The sequence below is a fragment of the Kitasatospora sp. NPDC001119 genome, assembly GCF_053598475.1.
The window spans coordinates 1-16,368 of the sequence record NZ_JBSFKI010000020.1; the positions used below are offsets into that span (position 1 = coordinate 1).

General features: G+C 74.1%; 12 protein-coding genes. 4 read left to right on the forward strand and 8 right to left on the reverse strand.

Annotated elements, in window-relative coordinates; genetic code table 11:
• Positions 1-97 precede the first annotated feature (97 nt).
• Complete coding sequence (locus ACWDD9_RS24200; protein ID WP_375874705.1) at positions 98-1,288, reverse strand: MFS transporter; 1,191 nt, start codon at positions 1,286-1,288, stop codon at positions 98-100.
• Between the two features lie 94 nt (positions 1,289-1,382).
• Positions 1,383-3,074 carry a chitinase gene (locus ACWDD9_RS24205; protein ID WP_117487880.1) on the reverse strand — a complete coding sequence of 564 codons (1,692 nt, stop codon included), beginning with the start codon at positions 3,072-3,074 and terminating at the stop codon, positions 1,383-1,385.
• Between the two features lie 244 nt (positions 3,075-3,318).
• Between ACWDD9_RS24205 and ACWDD9_RS24210 the strand changes: the two genes are divergently transcribed.
• Positions 3,319-6,537 carry a S41 family peptidase gene (locus tag ACWDD9_RS24210; protein WP_449812628.1) on the forward strand — a complete coding sequence of 1,073 codons (3,219 nt, stop codon included), beginning with the start codon at positions 3,319-3,321 and terminating at the stop codon, positions 6,535-6,537.
• A 9-nt stretch (positions 6,538-6,546) separates the two neighbouring features.
• On the opposite strand, the gene ACWDD9_RS24215 is transcribed toward ACWDD9_RS24210, so the two are convergent.
• Positions 6,547-6,759, reverse strand: coding sequence for a hypothetical protein (locus ACWDD9_RS24215; protein ID WP_049651940.1), 213 nt, complete (start codon positions 6,757-6,759; stop codon positions 6,547-6,549).
• 184 nt (positions 6,760-6,943) lie between these two features.
• Here ACWDD9_RS24215 and ACWDD9_RS24220 point away from each other — a divergent pair, with 184 nt between their 5' ends.
• Positions 6,944-7,750, forward strand: coding sequence for a phosphoribosyl-dephospho-CoA transferase MdcG domain-containing protein (locus ACWDD9_RS24220; RefSeq protein WP_117487882.1), 807 nt, complete (start codon positions 6,944-6,946; stop codon positions 7,748-7,750).
• A 126-nt stretch (positions 7,751-7,876) separates the two neighbouring features.
• The gene (locus tag ACWDD9_RS24225) at positions 7,877-8,521 is read left to right on the forward strand and encodes a dihydrofolate reductase family protein (protein ID WP_449812629.1); all 645 of its coding nucleotides are present in this window, start codon (positions 7,877-7,879) and stop codon (positions 8,519-8,521) included.
• A 61-nt stretch (positions 8,522-8,582) separates the two neighbouring features.
• On the opposite strand, the gene ACWDD9_RS24230 is transcribed toward ACWDD9_RS24225, so the two are convergent.
• The 4 genes from ACWDD9_RS24230 to snpA (ACWDD9_RS24245) all read right to left on the reverse strand — a co-directional run bounded on the left by ACWDD9_RS24230 (position 8,583) and on the right by snpA (ACWDD9_RS24245) (position 13,291).
• The gene (locus tag ACWDD9_RS24230; RefSeq protein ID WP_380741402.1) at positions 8,583-10,670 is read right to left on the reverse strand and encodes a phosphocholine-specific phospholipase C; all 2,088 of its coding nucleotides are present in this window, start codon (positions 10,668-10,670) and stop codon (positions 8,583-8,585) included.
• A gap of 177 nt (positions 10,671-10,847) precedes the next feature.
• Positions 10,848-11,507, reverse strand: coding sequence for a pentapeptide repeat-containing protein (locus ACWDD9_RS24235; protein WP_049652227.1), 660 nt, complete (start codon positions 11,505-11,507; stop codon positions 10,848-10,850).
• A gap of 194 nt (positions 11,508-11,701) precedes the next feature.
• Positions 11,702-12,328 carry a snapalysin gene (snpA, locus tag ACWDD9_RS24240; protein WP_449812630.1) on the reverse strand — a complete coding sequence of 209 codons (627 nt, stop codon included), beginning with the start codon at positions 12,326-12,328 and terminating at the stop codon, positions 11,702-11,704.
• A 312-nt stretch (positions 12,329-12,640) separates the two neighbouring features.
• Positions 12,641-13,291, reverse strand: coding sequence for a snapalysin (gene snpA, locus ACWDD9_RS24245; RefSeq protein ID WP_449812631.1), 651 nt, complete (start codon positions 13,289-13,291; stop codon positions 12,641-12,643).
• Between the two features lie 318 nt (positions 13,292-13,609).
• On the opposite strand from snpA (ACWDD9_RS24245), the gene ACWDD9_RS24250 reads away from it, so the two are divergent.
• Positions 13,610-14,587 carry a LysR family transcriptional regulator gene (locus tag ACWDD9_RS24250; protein WP_241853111.1) on the forward strand — a complete coding sequence of 326 codons (978 nt, stop codon included), beginning with the start codon at positions 13,610-13,612 and terminating at the stop codon, positions 14,585-14,587.
• A gap of 76 nt (positions 14,588-14,663) precedes the next feature.
• On the opposite strand, the gene ACWDD9_RS24255 is transcribed toward ACWDD9_RS24250, so the two are convergent.
• A complete protein-coding gene (locus tag ACWDD9_RS24255; RefSeq protein ID WP_449812632.1) occupies positions 14,664-15,887 on the reverse strand; it encodes a low temperature requirement protein A in 1,224 nt (407 codons plus the stop codon).
• Between the last annotated feature and the right edge of the window lie 481 nt (positions 15,888-16,368).

The window sequence follows — 16,368 nt, forward strand, 5'->3', positions numbered from 1 at the left end:
CCCCTCAAACGCGTCCAACACCGCAACTGGCCACCACCAGTCCCCGCAGTCATCGCGATCACCAGAGCAGCCACAACCTAAGTCACTGGCATTGGGCCTAGGGCCGCACCGACGGGAAGGCGTGCCGGCGGGCGGCGGTGGCCACGGCGAGGACGGGGAGCATCAGCGCGAGCACCGTCCAGGGCAGGGCGCCGGTGCCCAGGCCGCTCAGGACCAGGCCGCCGAGCACGCCGCCGCCCGCCATCGCGGCGTTCCACAGGGTCACCAGGACGGCCTGGGCGGCGTCCGCCCGCTCCCCGCCCGCGTCGCCGAGGGCGGTCTGGAGCAGGGTCGGGGCGCCGCCCCAGCCGAGCCCCCAGAACAGCGCCGCGGCGTACACCAGCGGCGTGCTGCCGGACGCCACCGCGAGGACGGCCGCGGTCACGGCGACCAGCAGCGCGCCGCCGATCGTCAGCTGCCGCAGCCGGCGGTGGATGTGGGCGCCGACCAGCCAGACGCTCGCCAGCGAGGCCAGCCCGAAGACCAGCAGCACGGTGCCGGTGGCGCCGCCGAGGCCGGCCCGGTCCAGGAAGGGCGCGATGTAGGTGAACAGGATGGTGTGCGCGAGCACCCAGAGCACCGTCACGGTGAGCACCGGCCGGACGCCGGGCACGGTGAGCGCGTCCCGGACCGGAACGCGCTCACCGGCCGGCTGCCCGGGCTGGTCCGGCAGCAGCGCCGCGATCCAGCCGATCACGGCGACCGCCAGTGCCGTCATGGCCAGGAAGGGCACCCACCAGGCGAGCACCTGCCCGAGGAAGGTGCCGACCGGCACTCCCAGCGACAGCGCGACCGGCACGCCCGCCATCGCCACCGCCATGGCCCGGCCCTGCTGGTCGACCGGCACCAGCCGGCGCGCGTACCCCGCCAGCAGGGCCCAGGCGAGGCCGGCCGCGACGCCCGCGAGGAAGCGGGCGGCGAGCGTGAGCGGGTAGTTGGTGGAGACCGCGGTGACGGTGTTGGCCACCGCGAAGCCCGCCATCGCGGTGAGCAGCAGCCGCTTGCGGCCCCAGCCGGCGGTGGCCGCGCTGAGCGGGATCGCGGTGACGGCGGAGCCGATCGCGTAGACAGTGACGGTCTGCCCGGCCGCGGACTCGCTGACCCCGAGCGCCTCGCTCATCCCGGGCAGCACCCCGGCGGGCAGGTTCTCGGTGAGGCCGGTGACGAAGACGGCGGTGGCCAGGGCGAGCAGGGCGGGGAGCGGGAAGGGCTTGGGGGGTACCGGGGTGGTGAGCTGTGTGGTCGCCATGGGGACCATGCTTGGACCTCACACCGGTGTCAGGTTCAAGCACGGTCCCACGGGCGGCCGGGTCAGCTGATCAGCCGGCCCGGAACTCGGCTGCTCAGCGGCCGAAGTAGCCGTTGAAGTTCTTGGAGAACTCCTGGCCGCCGAACCGGTCCCAGTTGATCGACCAGGTCATCAGCCCGCGCAGGTTCGGCTGCGCGCCCGAACGCGGCACGTAGGTCCCGCAGTTGGCCAGCTTGGTGAGGCAGTCGAGCGCCTTGTTCACCTCGGCCGGGGCGACGTAGCCGTTGCCCGCGTTGGTGGTGGCCGGCATGCCGATGGCGACCTTGGAGGCGGGCAGCGCCGGGAACACGTTGTTCGCGTTGCCCGCCACCGGGAAGCCCTTGAGCAGCATGTCGGTCATCGCGACGTGGAAGTCGGCGCCGCCCATCGAGTGGTACTGGTTGTCCAGGCCCATGATGGAGCCGGAGTTGTAGTCCTGGACGTGCAGCAGGGTGAGGTCGTCGCGCAGCGCGTGGATGACCGGCAGGTACGCCCCGGCGCGCGGGTCCTGGCCGCCCCAGGGGCCGGATCCGTAGTACTGGTAGCCGAGTTGGACGAAGAAGGTCTCCGGCGCCATGGTCAGCACGAAGCCCGGGCCGTACTTGGCCTTGAGGGTCTTCACCGCGGAGATCAGGTTGACGATGACCGGGCTGGTCGGGTTCCTGAAGTCGGTGTCACCGGTGTTGAGGGAGAGCGAGTGGCCCTCGAAGTCGATGTCCAGGCCGTCCAGGCCCCACTTGTCGATGATCGCCGAGACCGAGCTGACGAAGGTGTCCCGGGCGGCGGTGCTGGTCAGCTGGACCTGGCCGTTCTGGCCGCCGATCGAGATCAGCACCTTCTTGCCCTGGGCCCGCTTGGCGGCGATGGCGGCCTTGAACTCGTCGTCCGACTCGACGGTCGGGCACTCGGTGGCCGGGCAGCGGTTGAAGCGGATGTCGCCGGAGGTGACGGAGGTGGGCTCGCCGAAGGACAGGTTGATGAAGTCCCAGGAGTTCGGGACGTCGGCCATCCGGGTGTAGCCGGCGCCGTTGGCGAAGCTCGCGTGCAGGTAGCCGACCAGGGCGTGGCTGCCGGCGGGCGGGCTGGTGGGCGTCCCCGTGGGGGTGCCCGTGGGCGTGCCGGTCGGGGTGCCGGTGGGCGTACCGGTCGGGGTGCCCGTCGGGGTCGCGGTCGGCGAGGCGGTCGGCGAGGCCGTCCCGGTGGGCGTCGGCGTGGGCGTCGGGCTGGGCGCGCCCGGCCCGTCCAGCGAGATGTCGTCCGCGTAGTAGGTGCCCTGGCCGTACCAGCCGTGGGTGTAGACGGTGGCGCTGGTCTGGGTGGCGCCGGTGGTGAAGCTGAGGCTGAGCTTCTGGTACGAGCCGCCGGTGCCCGGGGTCCAGGTGCTCGGGCCGCCGCCGTCCACGCCCAGGTAGACGTACGAGCCGTTGACGTAGGCGCTGAGCGTGTAGGTGGTGTTCGGGGCGACGGTGACGGTCTGGCCGCACTGGGCGGTGTCGCCGGCCGTGGCGGCCGCGGCGAGCGCGCGACTGCCGCCGTGCACCGGGCTGGTGACGACGCTGCCGGAGTTGCCGGAGCAGCTCCAGGGGCCGAGTGAGCCGGACTCGAAGCCGCCGTTGACCAGGAACTCGCCGGCCGAGGCGGTGGGCGCCAGGCCGAGTGTGACGCCGACCAGCGTGGCCGCGGCGACGGCGGAGGCGGTGCCGGCCGCGATGGTGGCGCGGCGTTGTCCGGGAAGGGTTCTGCGCATGCGGGTGCTCCTGCGATGGCGCGGTCGTGGGGGACGTCCGAGGGCACGCCGGAGCACGGGCCAGTGGGGGGAACGGCCCGGCCTGGCACCCAAGTTGGACTAGACCACTGAAGTGGATCCGGCCGGGAGGTGTCAATGGTCCAGACCGGTTCGGACGGCCCCGGCCCACCGGCCCCCGGCCGCCCCCGGCCACCCCCGGTTGCCTCCGGTTGCCGGAGGTGACACCCCGTCGAAGGATGGAGGCGTGACCCCGCCCGGCTACCTCCGCCACCCCCACCTGCACGGCGGCCTGCTCACCTTCACCGCCGAGGACGACGTCTGGATCGCCCCGCTGGACGCCGACGGCGGCGGCACCGGCCGGGCCTGGCGGGTCGGCTGCGACCGCACCCGGGTCAGCCACCCCCGCTTCTCCCCCGACGGCACCACCCTCGCCTGGACCAGCTGGCTCGCCCTGACCCCCGAGGTGTGGACCGCCCCGGTCGAGGGCGGCCCGGCGGACCGGCTCAGCTTCTGGGGCAGCCAGGACACCCGGGTGCGCGGCTGGCTGCCGGACGGCGAGGTGCTGGCCGTCACCTCCTACCACGAGCCCTTCGGCCACTACACCTGGGCACACGCCCTGCCGCCGGACGGCTCCCCCGGCCGCCGGATGCCCTGGGGGCCGGTCGGCGACGCCCAGATGAGCCGCGAGCGGACCGTGCTGCTCACCGGCGCCGCCCCGCACGGGCCGGCCGCCTGGAAGCGCTACCGGGGCGGCGCCACCGGTCGGCTCTGGGTGGACGGCGACCGGATCCTGCCCGGGCACACCGGGCACCTCGCCGCGCCGATGCCGGTCGGCGGCCCGCTCGGCGACCGGATCGCCTTCCTCTCCGACCACGAGGGCATCGGCAACGTCTACTCCTGCCGCCCGGACGGCACCGACCTGCGCCGGCACACCGACCACGCCTCCTACTACGCCCGCGAGGCCGCCACCGACGGCACCCGGATCGTCTACCAGCACGCCGGCGACCTCTGGCTGCTGGACGACCTGGCCGCCCCCGCCCCGCGCCGGCTGCACGTCCCGCTCGGCGGCGCCCGGGCCGGCCGCCGCCCGTACCAGGTCAGCGCCGCCGGCCAGGTCAAGGACCTCGCCTGCGACCAGACCGGCCGGGCCGGGGTGGTCACCGTGCGCGGCAGCCAGTACTGGCTCACCCACAAGGACGGCCCGGCCCGGGCGCTCGCCGACACCCCCGGGGTGCGCACCCGGCTGCCGGTGGTGCTCGGGCACACCGGCGAGGCGGCCTGGGTCACCGACGCCGAGGGCGCCGACGCGATCGAGGTGGTGCCGCTGCCGGGGCACCCCCGCTCGGAGCAGCACCGCCACCGGGTGCTCGCCGCCGGGCGGATCGGCCGCGTCCTGGAGCTCACCGCCTCCCCCGACGGCAGCCGGCTCGCCGCCACCACCTCGGACGGGCGGCTGCTGCTGGTCTCCGCCGCCGACGGCGGGGTGCGCGAACTGGCCGCCTCCGGCTACGGGCCGGTCACCGGCGCCCGCTTCTCCCCCGACTCGCACTGGACCGCCTGGTCCGAGCCGGTCGCCGGGCGCTCGCTGCGCCGCATCCGGCTCACCCGCGCCGACGCCTCCGCGGCGACCACCGACGTCACCGACGGCCGGTTCGAGGACGAGCAGCCGGTGTTCACCCGGGACGGCCGCTACCTGGCCTTCCTGTCCTGGCGCGGCTTCGACCCGGTCCACGACGTGCACACCGGCGACCTCTCCTTCCCGGTCGGCTGCCGCCCGTACCTCGTCCCGCTCGCCGCCGACACCCCCTCACCGTTCACCGCCCCGCCCGAGGACGGCGCCGCACACGGCGACGGCGGCGACGGCACCGTCCGGGTCGACCCGGAGGGCATCGGCGAGCGGCTGCTCCAGTTCCCGGTGATCGCCTCCAAGTACTCGGCCACCGACGCGGTGCGCGGCGGGCTGGTCTGGCTGCGCTGGCCGATCTCCGGCACCCTCGGGCAGACCTTCGCCAGCCCGGAGGACACCTCGGGGCGCCCCTCGCTGGAGCACTTCGACCTGGCCCGGGGCATCCGCAGCACGCTGGTCGAGAAGCTGGACGGCTACGCGGTCTCCGGGGACGGCGGCTCGATCGCGGTGTACTCGGCCGGGACGCTGCGGGTGGTCCCGGTCGCCGCCCCCGCCGCCGGCACCACCGTCGACCTGCGCCGGATCACCCACACCGTGCACCCGGCCGCCGAGTGGCGCCAGGCCTACCACGAGGCGGCCCGGATCGTCCGGGACCAGTTCTGGGACGAGCGGATGTCCGGCCTAGACTGGCCCGCGCTGGTCGCCCAGTACGAGCCGCTGCTGGACCGGGTCTGCTCCCCCGACGACTTCGCCGACCTGCTGCGCGAACTCCTCGGCGAACTCGGCACCTCGCACGCCTACGTCACCCCCTCCCGGCGCGCCGAGGGCCCGGTGCTCGCCCAGCAGCCGCTCGGCCTGCTCGGCGCCAACGCCCACCGCTCCCCCGACGGCCGCTGGCTGGTCGACCGGGTGCTGCCCGGCGAGACCTCCGACCCGCGCGCCCGCGCCCCGCTCGCCGCCCAGGGCGTGCGGGACGGCGACGAGTTCCTGGAGGTCGGCGGCCGCCCGGTGGACCCGCTGCGCGGACCGCTGCCGCTGCTGGCCGGCACCGGCGGCACGACGCTCGAACTGGCCCTGCGCGGCGCCCCGGACGGCCCGGTGCGGCGGATCGTGATCACCCCGCTGGTCGACGAACGGCCCATCCGCTACCAGGACTGGGTGGCCAAACGGCGTTCCCTCGTCCGCGAGTTCAGCGACGGGCGGTGCGGCTACCTGCACATCCCGGACCTCGGCGGCTCCGGCTGGGCGCAGTTCAACCGGGACCTGCGGCGCGAACTGGACAAGCCCGCGCTGGTCCTGGACGTCCGCGGCAACGCCGGCGGCAACGTCTCCGAACTCGTCCTGGAGAAGCTCTCCCGGCACGTCCTGGCCTGGGACTTCACCCGGGACCGCCGCCCGGTCCGCTGGCCCCGGCACGCACCGCGCGGACCGCTGGTGGCGCTGGCCGACGAGGCCACCAGCTCCGACGGCGACGTGATCATCGCGGCGATCAAGCTGCTCGGGCTCGGCCCGGTGATCGGCGCCCGCACCTGGGGCGGGGTGGTCGGGATGAGCGGACGGCACACCCTCGGCGACGGCACCCAGATCTCGGTGCCGAAGAACGCCTCCTGGTTCGGCGGCGGGCTCGGCTGGACGGTGGAGAACCGGGGTGTCGAACCGGACGTGCACGTGCTGCGCACCCCGCGCGACTGGGCCCGGGGACGCCACCCGGAGCTGGTCGCCGCCGTCCAGCTGGCCCTGGAGCTGCTGGAGGACGCCCCCGCCGCCGAGCCGCCGTCCGCCGACACCCCCCGGCCTGACCTGCGCCGCCCGCCGCTGCCGCCGCGTACGGCCTGAGCTCCGGGCTCAGCCCCAGGGGTCGCCCTCGGCGGTCATGTTCTCGGCGGCGCGCCGGTCGGCCTCCTCCTGGGCGAGCCGTTCCTGCTGCTCCCGGGTGCGCTCGATGTCGTCGCCGTACGCGTCGGCGGCCTCGTCGTGGGCGAGGGCGGCCCGCTGGGCGGACTCCTGCCCGACGGACTCGTGCTGCGGCCGGTGGAACAACCTGTCGAAGATGCCCATGGCTCCTCCTCCGGGGGGAACGACGGAATGCCGGGCTGTCCCCCACTCTCACACCGGGCACGGACGGACGCACCTTGAGCCTTTGGTCCCTGGTGAACGCGTCCAAGGGCCGTAGCCGGGAGCCGCCGGACGGGCGGAGGGTGGTGGCCGTCGGCGACATCCACGCCACCCCCTGGAGCCCGCAGTGACCGTCGTACACCCCGGAAGCCCCGCCCGGCGCACCGCCGAGGACCAGCACGACGGACCGCGCCGGCGGGTCGGCCCGCTGGCCGCCCTGGACGGCCGGCTGCCCGGCGCCCACGACCTGCTGCTGATGCAGTGCCCCAGCTCGCTGCGGCCCCTCGCGGGCGGCGAACTGCCGGACTGGGCACGGGCCGTGCTGCGGGCGCACCCCTGGGTGACGGTCGGCCGGGCGCCCGCCGTGGTCGGCAACCCGGTGGACCTGCCGCACCCCCAGCGCTGCACCCGGGACCCGGAGGCCGCGCCCGAGCTGTGGTTCCCGGTGACCGTGCGCGGCCCGCGCCCGGGCCAGCGGCTGGACGCCCTGGCCCCCTGGGCGGCGGTGGCCCGGACCCTGCGGCCCGAACAGCTCCCCGACCGGCGCGGGCACCTGGCCCCCGAACGGCTCGCCGGCATCCCGGCCCTGGCCCTGCTGCCCGAGGTCGGCCGGCTGGTCGCGGACCACCGGCTGCCCTGGGGCCCGATCGGCGCGGTCGGCTACGAGCTGGGCAGCGGCGTGCCGGTGGCCGGGCCGATGAGCCCGCTGCGGCTGGTGCTGCGCGCGCCGCAGCCGATCAGCCGGCGGGACGCCCTGCAGCTGCGGCGGGCCCTGACCAAGCTGCCGGTGCCCGTGCAGGCCGAACTGGAGACCCGGCACGGCTCGGTGCAGCTCGCCGAGTACGCCTCCGGCGCGCTCGGCCTCACCCTGCTGACCCCGGACGGGCCCCGCGAGGTCCACGACCCGTGGTTCCCCCGGGGCCCGTTCGCCTGACGGGCCCGGACCGCCCCCGAAAAAGTCCTCGAAAAATCCCGGGCCCGATGTCAATCCCGCCGGGTCCGCTCCGACGTCTCGGTGTGCGGCACCCCGCCGCACGATCACGGGACAGGAGCCCCAGTCATGAACCAACTGCTCAGAGTCATGAACTTCAATGTCTCCAGCGACGGCGTCGCGGCCGGCGAGCACCAGAGCTTCGAGCTGCCGTTCGGCCTCGACCGCCCCGAGCGGCTCTTCTCCTGGGCCGGGGCCACCGCGAGCTGGCCGATGCGCACCGACCCCGGCGGCAGCCGGGGCCTGGACGACTACTTCACCCGGGACTTCGACCGCAACATCGGCGCCGAGATCATGGGCCGCAACAAGTTCGGCCCCCAGCGCGGGCCGTGGCAGGACCACGAGTGGCTCGGCTGGTGGGGTGCCGAGCCCCCGTTCCGTACGCCGGTGTTCGTCATGACCCACCACACCCGGCCCTCGTTCACGCTCTCCGACACCACCTTCCACTTCGTCGACGGCGATCCGGCCACCGTCCTCAAGCAGGCCCGGGACGCCGCCGGCGGCAAGGACGTCCGCCTCGGCGGCGGGGTCACCACCATCCGCCAGTTCCTCGACGCCGACCTGGTCGACACCCTGCACGTGGCGGTCTCCCCGGTGAAGCTCGGCACCGGGCTGAAGCTCTGGGAGTCCCCCGACGAGCTGCTCGACCGGTTCCACCTGGAGGTCGTGCCCAGCCCGAGCGGTGTGGCGCACCACCTGTTCTGGCGGCGGTGACACGGGGGCCCCACTTCTCGGCGGAGGAGTGGGGCCCCGTTCGGCGCGGTGGGAACGACGGTCAGCCGGTGATGCTCGCCGCACCCGTCTCCAGGTGGCCGGTGAAGCGCTGGGACCAGGTGCTGTCCGCATCCACCGTCACGGTGAAGTCGTACCAGCCGTTGCTGTACGCCACGGCGTTGAAGAAGTCGCTCACGCTGCCGCCGGCCGGGACCTGGTACGTCCAGGGGCCGTCCGTGCGGTAGTTGTTGGACGCGATCGTGAACGTGATCGGGGTGCTGCCGGAGTTGGCGAGCTTGAAGTAGAGCGCGAGCTTGCCGGTGCCCGGCTCGACCGCGTAGGAGGCGGTGACGGCGGCGTTCTTGCCCGCCTTCGTCGCGTCGCCCTTGAAGCGGCGCAGGAAGCGGTTGGGGCCGACCACCGTGAGGTCGTACGGGCCGCCACCGAAGTTGGTGCCGCAGTTGAAGAAGTCGCTGGTGCTGCCGCCCGGGTCCACCGTGTACTGCCAGGGACCGCCGCCGCGGTAGGCGTTGGCGTAGGCCGCGAAGTGCGCGGACTTGGTGGCGGCGGCGCCCCCGTTGTCCATCGCGATCCAGACCTTCATCACCCCGCCGGAGCCGAACTCCAGGTGGTCCAGGTTGGCGTTCGGCTGGTACGGCAGGGCGCGCGCCGGGCGGGTGCCGGACTCCTGCACCGGGAGCTGGTTGTTCACCGGGGCCGGGTTGGGCAGCGGGCCGCAGGCGGACAGGCCGATGGTCTGCGAGGTGTCGGGCAGCGCGGGCAGGCCGTAGACCGGGTTGGCGAAGTCGAACACGCTGGTGAGGTCGCCGCAGACCCGGCGGCGCCAGTCGCTGATGTTCGGGCAGGTGGCGGGCTTGCCGAGGGCGGCGGTCCAGGTCTCCAGGAAGCGCAGCACCGAGGTGTGGTCGAAGGTCTCGGAGTTGACCCAGCCGCCGCGGGTCCACGGTGAGACGGCGATGAGCGGGACGCGGAAGCCGAGGCCGATGTTGGTGCCGTTGTAGAACTCGCCCGGGGTGCCGGCCGGGGCGGCGGGCGGCGGGACGTGGTCGAAGAAGCCGTCGTTCTCGTCGTAGTTGATGAACAGGACGGACGAGTCGAAGACGTTCGGGTCCGCGTTGAGCGCGTCGATCACCATATGGACGAAGTGCGCGCCGTCCACCGGGGTGGCGTACGGGTGCTCGGAGGAGGCCTGGTCGGGGACGATCCAGCTCACCTGCGGCAGCGTCCCGGCCAGCACGTCGGCCTTGATGGCGGCGGCGATGTCGTCCGGGGTCCGCCCGGTGACCTTGGGCACCGAGCCCATGCCCTTGACGGCCAGCGGGCTGCCGGCCTGGGCGCCCGTGAAGTTCGTGAAGTACGCCAGGGCGTTGTCGCCGTAGTTGTCGGCGGCGTTCTGGTAGACCTTCCAGCTGACGCCGGCGCTCTCCAGCGCCTCGGCGTAGGTCTGCCAGCGCAGGCCCTTCTCGTCGCCGCCGTCGTAGGCCGGGCCGCCCGCGGTGCCGGCCGGGTCGATCTGGCCGGACCAGTGGTAGGTGCGGTTGGGGCCGGTCGCGCTGAGCACCGAGCAGTGGTAGGCGTCGCAGATGGTCCAGTTCTCGGCCAGGGCGTAGTGGAACGGGATGTCCTGGCGGGTGAGGAAGCCGAGCGTGCGGACGTTGCCCTTGGCGGCGACCCAGGAGTCCATCTTGCCGCCGTTCCAGGCCTTGTGCTGGTCACCCCATCCGTGGCTGAGGTCCCCGTTGCACTGGGCGAGGCGCTCCGGGTCCGCTCCGCCGGCCGGCTTGGTCTGGCTGAACTGCCACGGGTACTGGCGGGCGAGCAGGCCGTTCGGCTGGTTGAAGACGCTGTAGCCGCCGGAGATCTGGATGGCGCTGCGGTCGGCGAAGCCGCGCACGCCGCGCAGCGTGCCGAAGTAGTGGTCGAAGCTGCGGTTCTCCTGCATCAGGATCACCACGTGCCGGGCGTCGGTGATGGTGCCGGTCGCGCTGAGCGCGGCGGTGGAAGCGGGAGCTGCGCCACTTCCCTGGGCGGCGCCCGCGGGCCCCGCGGCTCCGGTGCCGGCCACGGCGAGGCCTGCCGCGGCGGCGCCGGACAGCGTGACGAACTTCCTACGACTCAACTCGGCCATCAGACCGGTCCGTCCCTTCGCTGGCGATGTTGTGTGCACAAGTCGGGGCCATCGATCGCGGAGAAGTCTCCACCTCGGCCCGACCGGCCCACCAGGTGCCGACGGCAGGTTTGGCGGACTGTTCGCCCGGGCGTCACCGAGCGACGCCCGGCTGAACGCGCGGAGGGGCTCAGGTGCTCAGCGGTCCTTGACCTCGATCCCCAGCGCGTGGGCGAACTGGGGGGCCAGCTCCATCAGTTGGAGCGAGCTGATGACCGCTCCGCGCAGCCCCTGGTGGCCGTCGACCAGGCCGAGCCGGACGGCGCCCCGCAGGTCCGTCCGGCTCAGCGTGGCGCCGCGCAGCCGGACCTCCTCCAGCGTGGAGCCGGGGAAGGACACCCCGGTCAGCTTCGCCTCGCCGAAGTCCACGTCGCGCAGCAGGCAGTCCTCGAAGACGACGTCCCGCAGGACGGCCGAGCGCAGGTTGACCGCCTCCAGCTTGCAGCCCCGGAACACCACCCGGCGCAGCGCCGAGCCGTACCCGGCGACCCCGGCGAGCACGCCGCCGACGAAGGAGCTGTCCTGCCACTCGGAGTCGCTCAGGTCGCAGGCGACCCAGCGGCCGGCCTGCACCCACACCTCGTTGAACCTTGCCTGGCGCAGCTTGACCCCGCTGAGCGCGACACCGGTGAAGGCACACTCCAGAAAGGCCGCCCCGGCGCCCGACTCGTCGGTGTGCTCGCCGCCGTCGAAGTGCGCGGTGTCGTACCGCTCGTCGGCGCGCAGCGGCCCGGTGTGCGGGCGCAGCAGCTCGGCGTACGGGAGGTCGGCGAGCCGGTCGGGGGCGGAACGGGGCATGGCGGTGGCTCCTGGCGGTCGGGGCGTACGGGTCTCGGCCGCATGCTCGCACGCGGCACCGACAACGCCGGGGAGCGACGAGGCCCCGGACCGGATCGCACCCGGGAAGCGCCGAGGCCCCGGACCGGCCGCGCCGAGGCGGCCGGTCCGGGGTTCACCGTCCGGGGTTCACTGCCCGGGGTTCAGCGCCCGGGTCAGCCGCGCGCCCAGAGCGAGTTGACGCGGCTGCGCTCGGTGCTGTTCGGGTACGGGTTGGTGCAGGAGGTGCCGGGGCCGCCGCCCGACATCAGCTCGCTGCACGGGCCGGAGTAGTGGTCCGGCAGGCCGAGCACGTGGCCGGTCTCGTGCGCCACCACGCGCACCGAGCTGTACTGCTGGTTCTGCTGGTAGTCGAGGAAGACGTAGCCGCGCCCGTGGCCGTCGGTGCTGGCGTAGGAGCCACGGCTGTCGTTGCCCTCGTAGTAGCGGAAGTCGGCGGCCGAACCGGACTGCAGCTTGACGTTGGCGACCGAGCCGTTCCAGATCTGCGCGGCCTGGGATATCTGGTTGCGGAAGGAGGGGGCGGAGCTGGCGTCGTAGGTGACGGTGACGCTCGCCAGGCCCGGGTTGGCGGCCTGCTTGGCCTTGGCCGAGGCCATCACGGCCTGGAAGAAGGCCTGGTTGTTCGCCGCCTCCGCGGCCGAACCGGCGTACGTCGAGGCGGTGTAGCCCTGCACGGCCGGGGCGGTCGGCGTCGCGGCCGCGGCGGCGGTGGTGGGCAGCACGGCGAGGCCGGCCGCGAGGGCGAGGCCGAGGGTGGCGGACAGCACGGATCGCTTCATGTGGGGGCTCCGATTCCTGAGGTGACGTGGCCGGTTGGGGGCCGGCCGGGGGGAACACCTGGTCAACGGGTGGTGTCCCCAGAGCTTCGGGCAACCCGGCGCGTGCGCGGATGATGCCAACCCGCGATAGCACCGTTCAATACCCCTGCTATGGAGTCGATTTGAGCTGTCTTTTCCTCGCCTTGACTCAATCGTGCCCCTGGCATTCCGTTCCGGCGGCGGCTAGGCTCCGGTCCGGGGAAGTACCCGGGGTGGCGGGCCGCTCGATTCCGGCCGAGCGGCCCGCCATCCCGAACCCGCTTGCCGCTCGCGTCAGTTCCGCGCCGCGAGACCGTTCGCCCAGAGGTAGTCGACCTGGCTGCGCTCGTTGCCGTCGGGGTACGGGTTGGTGCAGGACGGGCCGGGGCCGCCGCCGGACATCAGCTCGCTGCACGGGCCGGAGTAGTCGTCGGGCAGGCCGAGCACGTGGCCGGTCTCGTGCGCCACCACGCGGAGCGAGCTGTACTGCTGGTTCTGCTGGTAGTCGAGGAAGACGTAGCCGTGGCCGTGGCCGTCGGTGCTGGCGTAGGAGCCGCGGCTGTCGTTGCCCTCGTAGTACGAGAAGTCGCCGCTGCCGCTCGCCGCCTGGAGCTGGACGTTGGTCTCCGAGCTGTTCCAGATCTGCGCGGCCTGGGATATCTGGCTGGTGAAGGAGGGCGCGTTCGCGGTGTCGTAGGTGACGGTGACGGTCGCCAGGCCCGGGTTGGCGGCCTGCTTGGCCTTGGCCGAGGCCATCACGGCCTGGAAGAAGGCCTGGTTGTTCGCCGCCTCCGCGGCCGAACCCGCGTACGTCGAGGGGGTGTAGCCCTGGACGGCCGGGGCGGCGGGAGCGGCCGGCGCGGCGTTCGCGGCGGTGGCGGGCAGGACCGTCAGGCCGGCCGCGAGGGCCAGGCCCAGGGCTGCGGACAGCACGGATCGCTTCATGTGGGGACTCCGGTTTCGCGGTGCGCCGGCTCGCCGGGGCCCGATGGGGGCCGGGCCCGGCCGAGGCGCACGGTGGGGGCCGCCCCGGGCGGTGGCCGAGGGGCGGGTTGCTGCCCCCGAGCTTCGACCCGGGCGGGGCCGTCGCGGATGATGCCAACCGGCGATAGCACCACCGCATAGCGGCCCGGTGCCGCCGTGCGGCGCACCGGTCGATCCGTCGGCCGTTCAGCCGGTCGGTCCGTCGGCCGGCCCTTCGGCATGCCTTGAATGCCTGTCATGTCCTTGGCGAAGGGGTGCGACGGCGTCTATGCTCCCGACGTGGAGCTCGACGTGAGACACCTCCGGGTGCTGTGCGCGATCGCCGACAGCGGCAGCCTCCGCAAGGCCGCGCTCCAGCTCGGCATGACCCAGCCCTCCCTCACCACCCAGCTGCACCGCATCGAACGGGCCATCGGCGGCACCCTGTTCACCCGCGAGCAGACCGGCAGCCGGCCCACCGCGCTCGGCCACTCGGTGCTCTCCCGGGCCCGGCCGGTGATCACCGAGATGGCCGCCCTGGTGGCCGCCGCCCGCCAGGAGGCGCGGGACTCGGCCGGCCCCGGCCGGCAGCGGCGGCTGCGGATCGGCAGCGTCGGAAGCCGGGCGGTCGCGGCCTGGCTGCGCCGGGTGCACGAGCGGCTGCCGGACACCGACACCACCATCCACGTCGACATCTCGGCCAGCGCGCTGCTGCGGATGGTCGCCGCCGACCAGCTGGACGTGGCCTTCGTGCACGAGTGCGAGGGCTTCCCGCTGCGGGTACCGCCGGACGCCGAGCACCGGGTGCTGATGGCCCGGGAGCCGCAGTTCGTCGCGCTCGCCGCCGGGCACCCGGCCGCCGCCCGCGACGTCGTCCACCTGGCCGACCTCGCCGAGGACACCTGGATGGTCGACCCGACCGCCGACCACGAGTACGCGGCGATGCGCCGGGTGTTCACCGAGGCCGGGCTCAACCCCCGGGTGGTCCAGGTGCGGGACAACGCCACCGCCGCCGAGCTGGTCGCCTCCGGCGAGGCCGTCCGCCCCTGCCAGCCCACCTCACTGCCCGGTCCCGGCACGGTGGTCCGCCCGGTGCACGGGGACCCGCTGGCCGTCCGGCTGCTGTTCACCTGGCGTCCGCGCGTGCTCAGCCCGCCCGCGCTGGACGCGCTGTACGGCGAACTGCGGGCCGCCTACCTGGATCTGGCCAAGGTCAACCCGGCCTACCTGGACTGGCTGGCGCGGCACGAGCCGGTGCTGCTGGGCCGGGTCGGCTGACGGGCAGGTCGGACAGGGCGGTTCGGACAGGGCGGTTCGGACTGGGCGTGCCCCGTGGATCGGTACGCCCCGCGGATCAGTAGGCCCGGCGGGCGCCCGCCCGCCGGCTCTCCCGGCCGTGGACCAGCACGCCCACCGCCACCATCAGCGCGCAGACCAGGCCCGCCGCGAGCACCCCGGAGCCGCCGAGCGCGGTGCAGGCCAGCACCAGCGCGGCCCCCGCCGGCGCCACCGCCTGGGCCGCCGCGCCCCGCTTGGTGTGCCGGGAGTGCAGGAACCAGACCGTGACCAGGTAGAGCGCGGTGGGCACGGTGACCGTCGCGGTGGCGGCGGTCTCGGAGATGTGCGCCTGGTGCACCGCCGACTCCACCGCCACCTCCAGCCCGGTGCCGATCGCCGCCGCCGAGGCGAACACCAGGTAGTGCCCGTACCCCCAGACCAGCGCCTGCCGGTTGGAACGAAGGTGCTCGTGGACGGACCGGGCGAAGTAGATCCACCAGGCCGCGAAGCAGATCAGCAGCCCGCCGGCGGCCACCGGCACCAGCCGGGCCAGTTCCTCGTGCTCGTCCACCGCCGACTGCACCGCGACGGTCGCCGCCGCCACCGTCTCGCCGAGCACGATCAGGGTGAACAGCCCGTACCGTTCGGCGATGTGGTGCGGGTGCCAGGAGGTCCGCGCCCGCAGTTCGGCGACCACCGGTACGGCCAGCTCGCACAGCACCCCGACCGGGATGACGTACAGCCGGACGTCCTGCGGCAGGAACAGCACCACCACCCAGCCGGCCTGGCAGAGCGTGATCCCCGCCGCGTAGCCCAGCGCGACCCGGCGCGCCGGGCCCTGCTCGCCGGCGGCCGCGCGCAGCCACTGGGTGACCATCGCCAGGCGCATCACCAGGTAGCCGACGATCCCCAGCGTCAGGTCCTGGGTGGCGAAGATCCGCGGCACGCCGGCGGCGAGGATCAGCACCCCGGCGATCTGCACCAGCGTGGTGATCCGGTACGGCACGTCGTCGACGTCGTACGCGGAGGCGAACCAGGTGAAGTTCATCCAGGCCCACCAGATCGCGAAGAAGGCCAGCACGTAGCCGCGCAGGCCGTCGCCGTAGTGCCCGGCCGCCAGCGAGCCCGCCAGTTCGCGCCCGGCCTGGCCGACCGCGACCACGAAGCAGAGGTCGAAGAAGAGCTCCAGCGGGGTGGCGACCCGGTGCGGCTCGTTCCGGTCGCGCGGGACCATCCGGCGCACCGGCGGCGGATCGACGGGGTGGCTGGGGCGTGCCGTCGCGGCGGGGTCACTGGCCATCGGAGCTGCTCCGGGGAGTCGGGAGGAGGGCGGGGGGACCGTCCCGCGCATCCTGGCAGCGGCCCCGGCCCGGCGCACGCACCGGCGCGACGGCTCTGCACGCGGGCGTGACGGCCGTGCACGCACCGGCGCGGCCCGGAAAGGCCGCGCGCCCCCGGGCACGATGGCCCCGTATGTCCCCTTTTTTCCTTGCCGTCAGCCGTAGTTGACGCTCCGGTGCGCGAACCGGGTGACAGCGCGGCGGGTTTCCGGGCGCGCCCCGCGCGCTGCGTCGCGAGCGACCGGAGCGCCGCTAGATTCTTCCCCGGTTGGAAGAGCGCGGGCCCTGCCGGGCCCCACGACACGGGTGGCGTGCGGGCAACGCGGAAGGTCAAGGCGGGTGGCGGGATTGCGGGGGCGGCGGAGCCGATCCCCCCGCGTCCGCGCCACCGGCCTCGTGATCACCGCGCTGCTCGCCAGCGCCTGCCGTGCGGCCCGCCCC

Bases quoted from the DNA above. Each gene is read 5' to 3' on its own strand.
- snpA (WP_449812631.1), bottom strand. From the start codon at position 13,291: ATGAAGCGATCCGTGCTGTCCGCAGCCCTGGGCCTGGCCCTCGCGGCC.
- ACWDD9_RS24205 (WP_117487880.1), bottom strand. From the start codon at position 3,074: ATGCGCAGAACCCTTCCCGGACAACGCCGCGCCACCATCGCGGCCGGC.
- ACWDD9_RS24255 (WP_449812632.1), bottom strand. From the start codon at position 15,887: ATGGCCAGTGACCCCGCCGCGACGGCACGCCCCAGCCACCCCGTCGAT.
- ACWDD9_RS24215 (WP_049651940.1), bottom strand. From the start codon at position 6,759: ATGGGCATCTTCGACAGGTTGTTCCACCGGCCGCAGCACGAGTCCGTC.
- ACWDD9_RS24200 (WP_375874705.1), bottom strand. From the start codon at position 1,288: ATGGCGACCACACAGCTCACCACCCCGGTACCCCCCAAGCCCTTCCCG.
- ACWDD9_RS24225 (WP_449812629.1), top strand. From the start codon at position 7,877: ATGAACCAACTGCTCAGAGTCATGAACTTCAATGTCTCCAGCGACGGC.
- ACWDD9_RS24230 (WP_380741402.1), bottom strand. From the start codon at position 10,670: ATGGCCGAGTTGAGTCGTAGGAAGTTCGTCACGCTGTCCGGCGCCGCC.
- ACWDD9_RS24235 (WP_049652227.1), bottom strand. From the start codon at position 11,507: ATGCCCCGTTCCGCCCCCGACCGGCTCGCCGACCTCCCGTACGCCGAG.
- snpA (WP_449812630.1), bottom strand. From the start codon at position 12,328: ATGAAGCGATCCGTGCTGTCCGCCACCCTCGGCCTCGCCCTCGCGGCC.